Raw genomic sequence first — 12586 nt, forward strand, 5'->3', positions numbered from 1 at the left:
CTTGCTAGCAATACTTTAAACATTAATGATGCCGAAGTAAAAGCCAAAAAACAGCAACAGAATCGCCAGAGCCGCTAGCGTCACGCTGATGCGAAATGCCTTCGGAGGCAAGTCTTCAGAGGTAATTACACTATCTCGTTGTACCTGAGTAATTGGCTTGGAGTTCTTGTCTGCCGGTTTTTGGGATGGATTAGTTTCTGTTGGTTCCATAGACTTTTTTTGCGTTCTGCATGACTTGCCTGCTGTCTATGTTGGAGAAACCGCTCTCAGCTTACCTCGTTCTTAAGAACTACCTTCGTGCGGGGTAGCGTTCTGCCAGAGGAGTTAGCCCTCATAAAGTTGGCTTGTAATTAGGAATACACGCAACCCTAGCCATTTTTCTAGGGTGGGTTCTCCCCATTTCTCCGATGCCGCCCGTCTTTTGAAAACGGCACGATATCAGCAGGAAGTGGCAATTCGGTTTAAATCGGGCAGACCTCACCCCCGAACCCGCTTCTCTACCCCCGCGAGGAGGGTTAGGGAGAGATGGAGAGGGGTTGAGGGAGTTTACCGAACCGGATTGGCAGCTGTCCCGTAAAAGCGATCGCATGGGAGAAATGGAATGTCTTTATCTTCATCGGAGATATCCAGCACCTTGCTGGCTCTGTCCAACAATTTAGCCGATACTGTTGAGCGAGTCGGTGCCTCAGTTGTTGCAGTCAATGGGCGAACCTCCCACGGGAGAAGAGGATGGCTAAGGCGGAATTCCTCCTCAAGCGGTATCCACTGGCGACCCGGTATCATCGTCACCTCTGACGAAACCATCAAGCGCGAAGAGGAAATCACCGTCACCTTACCCGATGGTCGGACAGTCCCCGTTACCATCCTGGGGCGTGACGCTAGCACCGATGTCGCTGTCCTGAAGCTAGAAAACATCGAATTCCCGGTTGCGGAAATTGGCGATGCGGCAACGCTAAAGGTCGGTCATCTGGCACTTGCACTCGGACGAGGGACTGAGAACGGCGTCAGTGCCTCTATGGGTGTGGTGAGCGCGATTGGGGATGCTTGGCGTAGTATGAGCGGTGGTTCGATCGATCGATTTGTGCGTCTCGATTTAACCCTCTACTCCGGATTCTCCGGCGGGCCGATGGTCGATGCAGCCGGTAAAGTTGCAGGCATGAATACCTCCGGGCCTCGCAATATGGCTTTAACCATTCCCGCCTCTACGGTGAACCGGGTAGTCAATCAGTTGCTCTCCAAAGGACGGATTGCACGCGGCTACCTGGGTTTGGGAATGCAGCCGGTTCGCTTGCCCGATACGCTGAAGAGTGCGCTTTCTCTGGCTTCTAATGGTGGGGTGATTGTTATCAACGTTGAGCCGAATGGTCCTGCGGATAAAGCTGGGGTGCTGATTGGCGATGTGCTAGTCGCAATCGATGGCAATCCGGTCAGCGACACGGGGAACGTGCAGGCGATGTTGGGGACGGAAACCGTCGGAAAAACTCTGAAAGTGCAGCTGGTTCGGGGGGGTGCGCCCCTGGAAGTCGCACTCACCGTTGGCGAACGACCGGCGAGGGAGGATTAAGATGGCGAACTTGACCAGTCAGCGCTTCGCGATCGCAACCCTAGAAAATACAGGTGCAAGTGCAGAGATTGCCCTGGAGTTGTCGCAAATCGCCGAACAACTACGCCGTTGTACCGTACAAGTCCGCAGCAGTCGCGGGGGTGGCGGATCGGGTGTAATCTGGAATTCTCAAGGTTTGATTATCACCAACGCTCATGTCGCCCCTTTCGACCGGGCGATTGTGGAACTTTGGGATGGACGAGTCATTGAGGCTATCCGCACTGATATCGACTCCAGACAGGATTTAGCCGCACTCCAAGTTGAGGCAACTGACCTTCCCGCCGTCACGGTTGGCGACTCTGAGGCTCTCCGAGTCGGCGAACTGGTGCTGGCAGTGGGAAATCCTCTGGGTCTAGTCGGCGCACTCACCAAGGGCATTATCCACGCGACTAACGCCACCGATGACTTCAGCACTCAAAGATGGGTTAAGGCTGATATTCGGCTAGCACCCGGAAATTCTGGGGGTTTGCTTGCCGATGCACGGGGGCGAGCGATCGCAATTAACACGATGATTGCCAATGGTTTAGCGTTGGCAATCCCCAGTAAGAGAGTAGAACGATTTCTCAAACGCGATCGCCCACTCTCTCTGGGCGTCACTCTCCGTCCCGTGCTGCTTCGGTTAGAAAATCAGCGTGTTTTGGGCTTATTAGTGTTGGAAGTTGCTCCGGGGAGTTTAGCTGCCTCGGTGGGTCTTCAAATGGGCGACGTGCTAATAGGCGTGGGCGGTGAATCTTTTCATACCCCTGACGATCTGCTCAGCATTCTCAAGGATGCCGAACCCGGAAAGCCCCTAGCGTTTGAATTTCTGCGTTCTGGAAGACGGTGCTACGCGATCGCATCTGCTCCTCAAGACACTATCGAACCAACCTTTCCAGAGGTGAAGTCAGCGTGATTTCGGTCGTGGTGACAGCCGAAAATCCCATCGTGCGTGCGGGGTTGGAGAGCATCATCCGCACCTCTGAGTTGCTGGAAATCGTCGGTAGTTCCTCTAGCACAGACACTCTGGTGCAGCTGCTTGAGGAACGACAACCCGATGTGGTGTTGCTGGATTATTCCTTCTCAGATGACGATCCGGCTGAAGAGAAATTACTCGCGCTTGGTGCAGAATCTCCGGCACTTGTCATCTTAGCGAACAACCCCCACAGCACTTGGCTAGAGTCGGTTTTGCAAGTCGGCGTGCGGGCAATCTTACCGCGAACGGCAACGGCTGAGGAAATTGTAGCAACTGTGGTGACAGCAGCGCTGGGGCTGATGGTGCTGCATCCAGACTTTATGGATTCTCTGCTGCCTCTCAGAGAGTCCTCCGCACGCCGACTCCCTGCTTCCCCGATTCAGGCGCTGACACCACGGGAGATCGAGGTCTTAGGGATGCTGGCGCTGGGAATGGGGAACAAGAACATTGCCAAGCAGTTGAGCATTTCTGAGCATACCGTCAAGTTTCACGTATCATCAATCTTTCAAAAGCTCAACGCTTCCAGCCGAACTGAGGCGGTGACTCTGGGTGCGAGGTTGGGTTTGATTATGTTGTAAGCAAATGAGGTCGTGGCTATCAACTTAAAGCGCCATGCTTGGCAAATCGAATTTCCTAGCCCCTTTCCCTGCTAGGGAAGGGGCTAGGGAGAGGTTAGATCGGGATGCCAACCGTATCCTACAAGTGGGGCGGGTCATATGAAGACGGAACTCGTCTAGCTCGGTTTACTTCCCTCCTGGTGGTCCGTCATGTCTATTCGGATCTTTCTTCTGCTTCTTAGTGCCGTCAGATTCCTTTTTAGGCTTTTTGGCTTCTTTGCCACCCTTTTCCTTTTCCTTGCCCATAACAATTCCTTAATAGAGGTTCCCTTAATTGTGGAACAATTTACAGATTTCGGAACACGGAAAACTGTAATTTTATATTTCGATTTAGGGGAGCAATGGGGGTTTGGAGACCGATAGTTAGCGCTGGGACAACAAGGGCGGAAAAAGTCAGTTCGCCAGATTAAAGTTGCGATCTTCTCTCTTCAGCTACATTATTCGCTGGAAAGTCCTCTTCTCGGATCGGTAGCACGCCAGGATATTGGCTCATTTCACATGGGTTCGATTAAACCTGCACCGCCTTGTGTCAGGAGTTCTTTAAAGGTATCGAAGGCACTGTGTCCGTCAGCAAGCCGCACCTAAGAGGGATGCGGAATCTGGTTTGCCTTTGGTTTCCGAACGCTGAGATAAACTGCTATCCAGGGGCAGCGCTTTTTTTGTAATGCTGACGGCAGGCCCAAAATACAAATAGCGATCGCACAATCATTAGCGTAGGAATCGCTAACCAGACTGGCTCTTTTATATCAGTCTAAAAATTGATATAAACCGATAAGATTTCCATCAGGATCTCGAAGATAGGCTGTCTTCATTCCATAGTATGGGTTGGTCATCGGATCTGTAGTAAATTCGATGTCTTTATGTCTTAATTCGTGATAGGCTTCGTCCAAGTTAGGTACTGTGAAAATTAATACAACTTTGTCTTGACATTCGGCACTGGAGGGCTTCTGATCGTTGCCTATCATCTCTGCCATTTCCTTGCGCCTGAATAAAGCCAGCTTCATATCTCCCGCTTCAAATTCAGCATATCCGCTCGTGAAATCTTCTACATTTACCTTGAATTGCATTACATCTCGGTAGAACAGAAAGCAAGCTTCAATATCAGTAACCAGAAGCCTTGTATATGCAGATTTAACTTTCATGGCAACTTCACCTTATTTAAGCGATACATTTTTGTGGGAGATTTAAAAATCGTTTCGTTCTGGATTTTGCAACCTTAACATTACAGATTCCCGCTCCAATTCCCCCAAGCATTCCTGATTCTCTGGCTTTAGCGTAAATTCTGCAAGGTGAATTAGATCGCCATTGGAAATTATCAGGAAATAGCATGGGTTTATTGATTTATTCCTTACCCTGGTTTCAGCTGCGATGATTGTCGATTAAGTTGAATGTGCCGCCATAAAGGCGATCGCGGATCGTGTCATTACTCAGGAAGTCATGGGGGAAGCCCAGATCGATCTGACTCACCTCACTGAGGCGTTGCAAATGCTCTGGCGTCAGATGGACATCTAGGCAAGCCAGATTATCTTCGATCTGGCTAACCTTTCGAGAACCGATAATCGGGATGATGACGCTGCTTTGAGCGCTTAGCCAAGCCAGCGCCACCTGTGAAGGCGTGTGCCCAATTTCTTCGGCAACTTGACACACAACGTCAGCGATCGCTAAATTCCGCTCGGAAATATTCCCCCCTATCGTTCCGATTCGCCCCTGTTCGCCCCCCTGTTCGCCACTGTTGCTCTGGGTGCGCTGATTGTACTTGCCCGTTAGCACACCGCCGCCTAAGGGCGACCACGGCGTAATTGCCAAGTCGAATGCCTTTGCCATCGGTAGCAAGTCGCGTTCTGGCGTCCGCTGAATCAAACTGTACTCGACTTGCAGCGCTACAAACGGCGTCCAGCCGTAACACTGCGCCAGCGTGTTTGCTTGGGAAATAATCCAGGCGGGTGCGTCAGAAATGCCAATGTAGAGAACCTTGCCAGAGCGTACCATGTCATCGAAGGCACGCATCACTTCCTCTACAGGCGTCATAAAGTCCCAAGCGTGCAGCCAGTATATGTCAATGTAGTCAGTTTTCAGGCGTTTCAGACTGCCTTCTAGCGACTGCATCATGTTCTTGCGATGGTTGCCACTGCCATTGGGATTGCCCGCGCGATCGCTCATGTGCAAGGGAAATGAGTATTTGGTAGCAACGACAAAGCGTTCCCGTTCTGAGGCAATGAACTCACCAACCATTTTCTCGCTGGTGCCCTCTGTGTAGCCGTTGGCAGTGTCAATAAAGTTACCGCCTGCTTCCACAAAGGCATCAAAGATTTGGCGGCTTTCATCTTTGGATGCGCCCCAGCCCCAGTCTTCACCAAAAGTCATTGTGCCAAGGCAGAGTTCGGAAACTCTTAATCCACTCTTTCCTAATAGCTTGTATCTCATGGTTTTCCTCGTAGAACGAAGGGAGTTTTAGCATGGACAAAAAATCTGATGGCTCGGAATTAACCGCTTTCAGGATTGCACGCAGTAACTTTGACCTGTCACAAGCATCTTTGTAGCAGAAACCGTTGATAAAAAATGTCAGCGGTTTACCATGCTCATCATCGATTCCGGATAACGTCCGCCGCTAGCGACGCCTTTGGGGGCCACTTCGTCGATGCGCTGCAAATCTTCTGGTGTCAGATTCACTTCCAGCGCAGCGGTATTTTCTTCCAAATATTGTCGTCGCTTAGTTCCGGGAATGGGAACAATGTCTTCACCCTGCGCCAGCACCCAAGCAAGAGCCAGCTGCGCTGGTCGGCACCCTTTTTCTTGGGCAATTTCGCCAATCCGTTGTACCAGTTCCAGATTTTTCTGAAAGTTCTCGCCCTGAAAACGCGGTGAGTTGCGGCGGTAATCATCAGCAGCCAAGTCATCAAAGCTTTTGATCTGCCCGGTCAAAAAGCCCCGTCCGAGCGGGCTATAGGCAACAAAGCCAATGTTAAGCTCTCGACAGGTGGCAAGAATGTCGTCTTCTGGATCGCGGCTCCACAGGGAATACTCGCTCTGCAATGCGGTAATTTGATGTACGGAGCAAGCACGACGCAAGGTTTCCGATCCGGCTTCCGAGAGTCCTAAATATCTGACTTTGCCTTCTTGAACCAGTTGCGCCATCGCACCGACGGTTTCTTCGATGGGAGTATTGGGGTCAACTCGATGCTGGTAGTAGAGGTCAATCGTCTCTACACCCAGACGACGCAAACTCGCTTCGCAGGCTGAGCGAACATACTCCGGTTTGCCATTGATACCGCGAACGTTAGGGTCTTCGCTGCTAACGATGCCGAATTTAGTAGCGAGAACCACAGAGTCGCGGCGATCGCTAATTGCTCGTCCAACTAATTCTTCGTTCTTGAATGGCCCATACATATCAGCCGTGTCGAGAAAATTTAGCCCCAACTCCAGCGCCCGATGAATGGTGGCAATTGATTCAGTATCATCGCGGTTGCTGTAAAAATCTGACATTCCCATGCAACCCAAACCGATTGCCGAGACGGTGAGATCGCTTTGTCCTAACTGTCGTATCTTCATCGCTAATTTCTTTGTTAAAGTTTGCCTGATTGACTTGCGCTCAGTCTACGCAGGGAACGATGTTTTGTCACTTGCTTGGGGATACGTCTTAAGATAGACATTTTTCCTAACTGGCAATCGGTTTTCCGCCTTCACACTTGGTGGGGCTTTACTCAGCGGTTGCACATCGACTTTAAGGATCTCAAACTTATAATCTGTCCCGTTTATACTTAACGGCAGAAAAACAGATGATAGAAATCAAACCGATACAATCACACCAAGTTGAAGAAGTCAAGCGCGTAATCATCGCGGTTTGCAACGAAATATGGCAGCTTCCTGAAGAAGTGATTAGGCGTTACGATGCCATGTCTGATATAGATGACGTGCAATCGCACTACTTCGACAATAAGGGCACATTCTTGGTGCTGATTGATGAGGAGCGGGTTGTTGGTAGTGGCGCAATTCGGCATTTGAGCGACGACATCTGCGAACTAAAGAGAATGTGGTTTCTTAAAGATTATCGAGGACGAGGGTTGGGGACGAAAATGGCTCAGATGCTCTTAGATTTTGCCAGAATTACAGGTTATAAGAAAGTCAGGCTGGATACGATTGATGAACAAAAACAAGCACAAGCTCTGAAGCTTTATCAGCGGCTCGGCTTCTATTTTATTGACCGATACAACGAGGGTCACTGTACTGTGTTCATGGAGAAAATACTTTAAAAAGTAAAAAATGCACCATCTTTCATTTTGATATTTGCTAAATACCCGTCCTCCTTTGTAGAGCCTCATCAGCGATCACTTGAAATTCCTGGTAATCTTTTGGCGTGTCGATGTCGATAGCACCCTCCGGGAAGGGGATGTGAAAGACTTCGGCGGAATATTTTTTAATGATTTGTTTTGCACCTGCGGTAGTTTTCAGGCTCATGAGTTCTGGAAACAAGGTGCGGCTGAACAAAGCGGGGACGCCCAAGCTTCCTGCATACTCTGAAGCAATAATCGGTCGGCGCGTCACCTGATAAGCTTCCACGATTTGATTGAGTAGTTGGGAAGAGATGAAAGGCTGATCGCAAAGAGCGATCGTAACGGCTTCTATGTTCTGATTTAAATTACTCAGCGCTTCAATACCCACCCGAATCGAAGAACTCATCCCCTCCGCCCACTGTGGGTTTTCTACGATTTGGACGGGTAATAAGTTAACTTCCGGCTTCATTCGTTCCGCATCTGCACCCAAAACGACAACGATGGGTTGACAGCGGGAAGCGATCGCAATTTCTGCGGTGTGGCGCAGGAAGCTGCGCCCTTGATACAACAGCAGTTGTTTTGGCATCCCCATGCGAGTGGATGCTCCTGCTGCCAGAATTATCAAACCGACGACAGGCGCATTCATCCGGTACTCCGGTTGTGAATTGGTTGCTGGCGGTTTCTTAATAACCCGCCGGAACGATTGGCGAGAACCGCTTGAATTTCCGCCACAATTGAGAGTGCGATCGCTTCCGGTGTATCAGCCCCAATATCCAGTCCAACAGGGCCATGCAAGCGGTGAAGTTGGGCTTCTGTAAGCTGAATTCCCTGTTCTTTTAGCTCAAGAAGTAACTGTTCGGTTCTTCTTTTAGGGCCAAGAATGCCTAAATATTGCACGGGAGAAGGCAAGAGTGTTTTCAGGATTTCTAGGTCGTGAAGATAATTATGGGTCATCACCACCGCTACCGTGCGGTTATCAATTTCTACGGTTTCATTGACGATTTCTCGGTGAGACAAAATGACTTCATCGGCGCTGGGAAATCGGTTTGATTTTGCATTGGCAGGTCGGCTATCAATGACTGTTACGTACCATCCCAATTCCTTCGCCAAGCGTACAAGCGGGATGGCATCGTCACCCGCGCCAAAAATGACCAGCGAAACAGGTGGCTGAATCGCTTCGATAAAAACTTCTGCTTTCCCTCCCAGTAAGGGATACGCTTTAAAAAGCGAGCAATTTTTATCAAGCACTTCACGGGCATCTTCGAGGATGTCTGCACTCAAATCGGCATCTTCGAGGTTACTGAAAATTGTGCCATCTTGATGCAGCATTAAATGGGTTCCGACTTCTGCCTTTATGTGACCTTCAATGTGAAATATCGTTGCCAGAACTCCCACTTGCCGCCGATGCAGACACTCTGCCAGAAAGGTCATCGGACTTAACTCGTTCTCTGGAGTTAAGCGCTCAATCAGAACCTGTACCATTCCCTTGCAACCGAGTCCCAGCCCCCAAACAATGTCATTGTCGGAGGTCGTATCGTAGTTCACCAACATGGGTTGACCGGACGCGATGACCTGTTGAGCGCGTTCAAAAACGTCATTCTCCAGACAACCGCCGCTAATTGAGCCGATTCTCTCACCTTCTAGAGTTATCAGCATTCGAGCGCCCGGTCGCCGGTAGGTAGAGCCACTGACTTTGACTATGGTGGCGATCGCTACTGTCTTGCCGCAATTTTTGGCTTTTGCAAATGCGGCAACAATCTCCTGTAATTCTTTCATAGAGCGCTTTGCAGTTTGAGCCAATACGGACTGACGTCTCCCCAAACCCCTCTCCGACACGGAGAGGGGCTTTGAATATGGCTCCCCTTTCCTGGTAGGGAAGGGGGCTGGGGGGTTAGGTTCTAAGACAGATTACAGCAACTTATCCGGTGTAATCGGGAGGTCGCGGATGCGCTTGCCGGTGGCGTGATAGACAGCGTTTGCCACCGCCGCCGCCACGCCAGTGATGCCAATTTCGCCTGCGCCTTTGGCTCCAATCGGGTTAATGTACGGGTCGATTTCTTCGACGAAGTACGACTCAATTGCAGGGATGTCTGCGTTGACAGGTACGTGGTACTCGCCCAAATTGGCGTTGATGATGCGTCCGGTACGGGAGTCTGTCACCGTTTCTTCTAGTAGTGCCATACCTAGCCCCATGACGATACCGCCAATCATTTGCGATCGCGCTGTTTTGAGGTTGATTACCTGTCCCACCCCAAAGGCTCCCACAAAGCGGGTTACGCGCACTTCGCCAAAGTCAGGATCGACGCGCACTTCGGCAAATTGAGCGCCGAAGGAGTGCATGGAATACTTCTTCTCGGCGCGGCTAAACTTGGCATCAAAGCTTTCTTCGACTTGCGGCAAATTTTGGCGCGTCAGCACCGCTTGGTAAGTTTCGCCTTGGTTACGATCGCTCTTGCGAAACAGGCGTCCGCCCTCAATCGCCATGTCCGTTTCCGGGACGTTGTAAAGCGGCGAACTAGCATCCGTGCGTGCCAACTCCAGTACCTTCCTACGGGCTGCTTGTGCCGCTTCATGCACGGCAGTCCCCACGCTTCCCATCGTCGCCGATCCGCCCGATATCGGCGCACGGGGCAACTGGGTATCTCCCAGCTCAAATCGCACTCGCTCAACCGGCAAACCAAGGGCGTCAGCGGCGACTTGCGCCATCACCGTCGCCGTACCCGTCCCCATCTCTTGAGAACCACTCTGCACCAAGGCGGTGCCGTCTTGCAAAATACGGACTCTCGCGCTAGCCGGGAAGTGATTCACGGGGTACGTGGCGCTTGCCATTCCCATGCCGATTAGGTAACGACCGTCCCGCATCGAACCCGGTTCGGGAGTGCGCCGCGACCAGCCAAATTTTTCTGCGCCGAGTTGGTAACATTCTTTGAGCGACTTGCTCGACCAAGGCAGGTTATTGCTGGGATCTATGTCTGCATGATTGCGGAGGCGCAACTCAATCGGGTCGAGTTTCAAGGCATAAGCGAGTTCGTCCATCGCCGATTCGAGGGCGAACATCCCTGGACTTTCGCCGGGGGCACGCATAAAGGTCGGCGTTCCCTTGTTGAGACGGACGAGACTTTGCTTTGCTTGCAAGTTGGGAGTGGCGTACATCATGTGGGTTCCCACAGTGTACGGTTCGAGGAATTCCTCGAACGTTGAAGTATGGGAGATGCCCCGATGGGCGATCGCGGTGAGGCGACCGTCGCGGGTTGCGCCCAGTGCGACTTGTTGCTCGGTTTCCGCCCGGTGCCCGACCGTGGTGAACATCTGTTCGCGGGTTAAAACTAATTTCACGGGACGACGAACCTGACGGGCAGCGATCGCTGCCAGCGTTACGTGAGGCCAAACCAAACCTTTGCCGCCAAACGCGCCGCCGATGAATTGACACACGACGCGCACGTTCTCTTCGGGGATGCCAAACGTCGTCGCCATTGCCTGACGCACGCCGAAGTTATACTGCGTTGCGTCGTAAATGGTGAGGCGATCGCCCTCCCACACGGCAGTTGTCGCGTGCGTCTCCATCGGGTTGTGGTGTTCGGTGGGCGTCCGGTAAGTTTCTTCAATCCGCACCTCAGCATCGGCTAACGCTTGCGCCGGATTGCCGCGTATCGTCTCTGGCGGTTTGCCAAACACGGACTTCGGCGCGTATGTCTGCGCCTTTTCCATCTCCACCACCGGAGTTTCGGCTTCGTAATCGATGCGGACGAGGGATGCGGCGTGGGTGGCGTTTTCTAGGGTGTCGGCGATCGCAACGCCGATGTGCTGTCCGACGTGATGTACAACTGCCTCTTGCAGCACCAGGCGGTTTTCGGCGGCAGCCCCACCCCCGAACAAGGTGGCAACCGGAAGGAGTTTAGGCGGGTTGAGGTGCGTTAAGATGCCCAGGACACCAGGGGACTGTTCCGCCGCACGGGTGTCGATGCTCTTAATCCGCCCACGGGCGATCGCGCTGCCGATAGTGACGGCGTAGGCGAGATTTTCCAAGGGGATTTCCGCTGAGTAGTGGGCACCGCCGGTCACTTTCAGGCGTCCATCCACCCGATTTATCGGCTTGCCCACAGCTTGGTTGGTTGCATTCTCAGATTGACTCATACGGTGCCTCCTGCTGCTTTTGTGAGTGCCCGCGCGATCGCTCGTTTTGCCATTTCAACTTTGAATCGGTTGTATTTTTGGGGTTGGGCTTCCCGAACTGTTGCCTCTGCTGCTGCTGCAAAGGTTTGCTCGTTCGCTTTTGCACCAACTAGAATTTTCTCCGCCTCAACCGCCCGCCACGGCTTATGTGCGACGCCCCCCATCGCGACTCGCGCCGCTTTAATGGTGCCGTTGTCGATATCGAGGGCAGCGGCGACGGAAACCAGGGCAAAGGCATAACTAGCGCGATCGCGTACTTTTAAATAGTGCGATCGCTCGGCAAAGGGTGAATTGGGCAAATCAACCGCAACGATTAGTTCGTCATGTTGAAGCACCGTGTCGATTTGAGGTGTATCTTCCGGTAAGCGATGAAAGTCACTGATGGGGATTTGTCGCTCTCCGTTCGGCCCCTCAACGCGCACCACGGCATCAAGGGCTGCCAGCGCCACGCACATATCCGAGGGATGCGTTGCAATGCACTGTTCGCTGGCACCGAAAATCGCGTGAATGCGGTTGTACCCTTCAATCGCCGAACAACCGGAACCGGGTTCGCGCTTGTTGCACGGCATCGTCGAATCGTTGAAGTAGTAGCAGCGCGTTCTTTGCATCAAGTTGCCGCCGATGGTTGCCATATTCCGCAGTTGCGGTGACGCGCCAGCGAGTAACGCTTGAGAAAGTAACGGATAGCGATCGCGCACCACCCGATTATTTGCCACGTCGCTGTTGCGTGCCATCGCCCCGATGCGTAAGCCATTCGAGATTGCCGTCACGTCTGCCAATGGTAGCCGGGTGATGTCTACCAGTTGGTCAGGCTGCGCTACGCCTCCTTTCATCAAGTCGATTAAATTAGTGCCGCCTGCGATAAATTTCGCTGCCCGATCCCCCGCAACTGTCTGAATGGCTGTGCCTTTTTCAGTAGCACGCACATAACTAAAAGGTTTCATTAAAACTCCTGTGCATGGGTTTAAGT

At 51.9% G+C, this 12586-nt stretch carries 12 protein-coding genes; 4 read left to right on the plus strand and 8 right to left on the minus strand.

Features of this window, described 5'->3' with window-relative positions:
• Positions 1-15: 15 nt before the first annotated feature.
• Positions 16-210, minus strand: coding sequence for a hypothetical protein (locus NDA03_RS15525; RefSeq protein WP_190428193.1), 195 nt, complete (start codon positions 208-210; stop codon positions 16-18).
• A gap of 391 nt (positions 211-601) precedes the next feature.
• Between NDA03_RS15525 and NDA03_RS15530 the strand changes: the two genes are divergently transcribed.
• The 3 genes from NDA03_RS15530 to NDA03_RS15540 are packed head-to-tail and all read left to right on the plus strand — an operon-like array spanning position 602 to position 3133.
• Entirely contained in the window at positions 602-1564 is a 963-nt protein-coding gene (locus NDA03_RS15530; RefSeq protein WP_348238519.1) for a trypsin-like peptidase domain-containing protein, read from the plus strand.
• 1 nt (position 1565) lies between these two features.
• Positions 1566-2495, plus strand: coding sequence for a trypsin-like peptidase domain-containing protein (locus tag NDA03_RS15535; protein ID WP_348238520.1), 930 nt, complete (start codon positions 1566-1568; stop codon positions 2493-2495).
• Positions 2492-3133: a response regulator transcription factor gene (locus NDA03_RS15540; protein WP_190411570.1), complete on the plus strand. Its 642-nt coding sequence runs from the start codon at positions 2492-2494 to the stop codon at positions 3131-3133. Before NDA03_RS15535 ends, NDA03_RS15540 begins: the two co-directional genes overlap by 4 nt.
• 785 nt (positions 3134-3918) lie before the next feature.
• Here the strand turns inward: NDA03_RS15540 and NDA03_RS15545 are convergent.
• The 3 genes from NDA03_RS15545 to NDA03_RS15555 form a co-directional block, all read right to left on the minus strand.
• Positions 3919-4314, minus strand: a complete 396-nt coding sequence (locus tag NDA03_RS15545; protein ID WP_190411571.1) for a VOC family protein — start codon at positions 4312-4314, stop codon at positions 3919-3921.
• 217 nt (positions 4315-4531) lie between these two features.
• Positions 4532-5596: an aldo/keto reductase gene (locus NDA03_RS15550; protein WP_348238521.1), complete on the minus strand. Its 1065-nt coding sequence runs from the start codon at positions 5594-5596 to the stop codon at positions 4532-4534.
• Positions 5597-5734: 138 nt separating this feature from the next.
• Positions 5735-6721, minus strand: a complete 987-nt coding sequence (locus NDA03_RS15555) for an aldo/keto reductase (protein WP_348238522.1) — start codon at positions 6719-6721, stop codon at positions 5735-5737.
• A gap of 227 nt (positions 6722-6948) precedes the next feature.
• Between NDA03_RS15555 and NDA03_RS15560 the strand changes: the two genes are divergently transcribed.
• Positions 6949-7422, plus strand: a complete 474-nt coding sequence (locus tag NDA03_RS15560; protein WP_348238523.1) for a GNAT family N-acetyltransferase — start codon at positions 6949-6951, stop codon at positions 7420-7422.
• Positions 7423-7459: 37 nt separating this feature from the next.
• Here NDA03_RS15560 and NDA03_RS15565 read toward each other — a convergent pair whose 3' ends face one another.
• The 4 genes from NDA03_RS15565 to NDA03_RS15580 form a co-directional block, all read right to left on the minus strand.
• Entirely contained in the window at positions 7460-8089 is a 630-nt protein-coding gene (locus NDA03_RS15565) for a nucleotidyltransferase family protein (RefSeq protein ID WP_348238524.1), read from the minus strand.
• Positions 8086-9219: an XdhC/CoxI family protein gene (locus NDA03_RS15570; protein WP_348238525.1), complete on the minus strand. Its 1134-nt coding sequence runs from the start codon at positions 9217-9219 to the stop codon at positions 8086-8088. The genes NDA03_RS15565 and NDA03_RS15570 overlap by 4 nt, the downstream gene beginning before the upstream one ends.
• 132 nt (positions 9220-9351) lie before the next feature.
• A complete protein-coding gene (locus tag NDA03_RS15575; protein ID WP_348238526.1) occupies positions 9352-11577 on the minus strand; it encodes a xanthine dehydrogenase family protein molybdopterin-binding subunit in 2226 nt (741 codons plus the stop codon).
• Entirely contained in the window at positions 11574-12560 is a 987-nt protein-coding gene (locus NDA03_RS15580) for a xanthine dehydrogenase family protein subunit M (RefSeq protein WP_190432558.1), read from the minus strand. The genes NDA03_RS15575 and NDA03_RS15580 overlap by 4 nt, the downstream gene beginning before the upstream one ends.
• Positions 12561-12586: the final 26 nt, after the last annotated feature.

It is taken from the genome of Trichocoleus sp. Lan (assembly GCF_039961855.1).
Taxonomy (GTDB): domain Bacteria; phylum Cyanobacteriota; class Cyanobacteriia; order Cyanobacteriales; family FACHB-T130; genus FACHB-T130.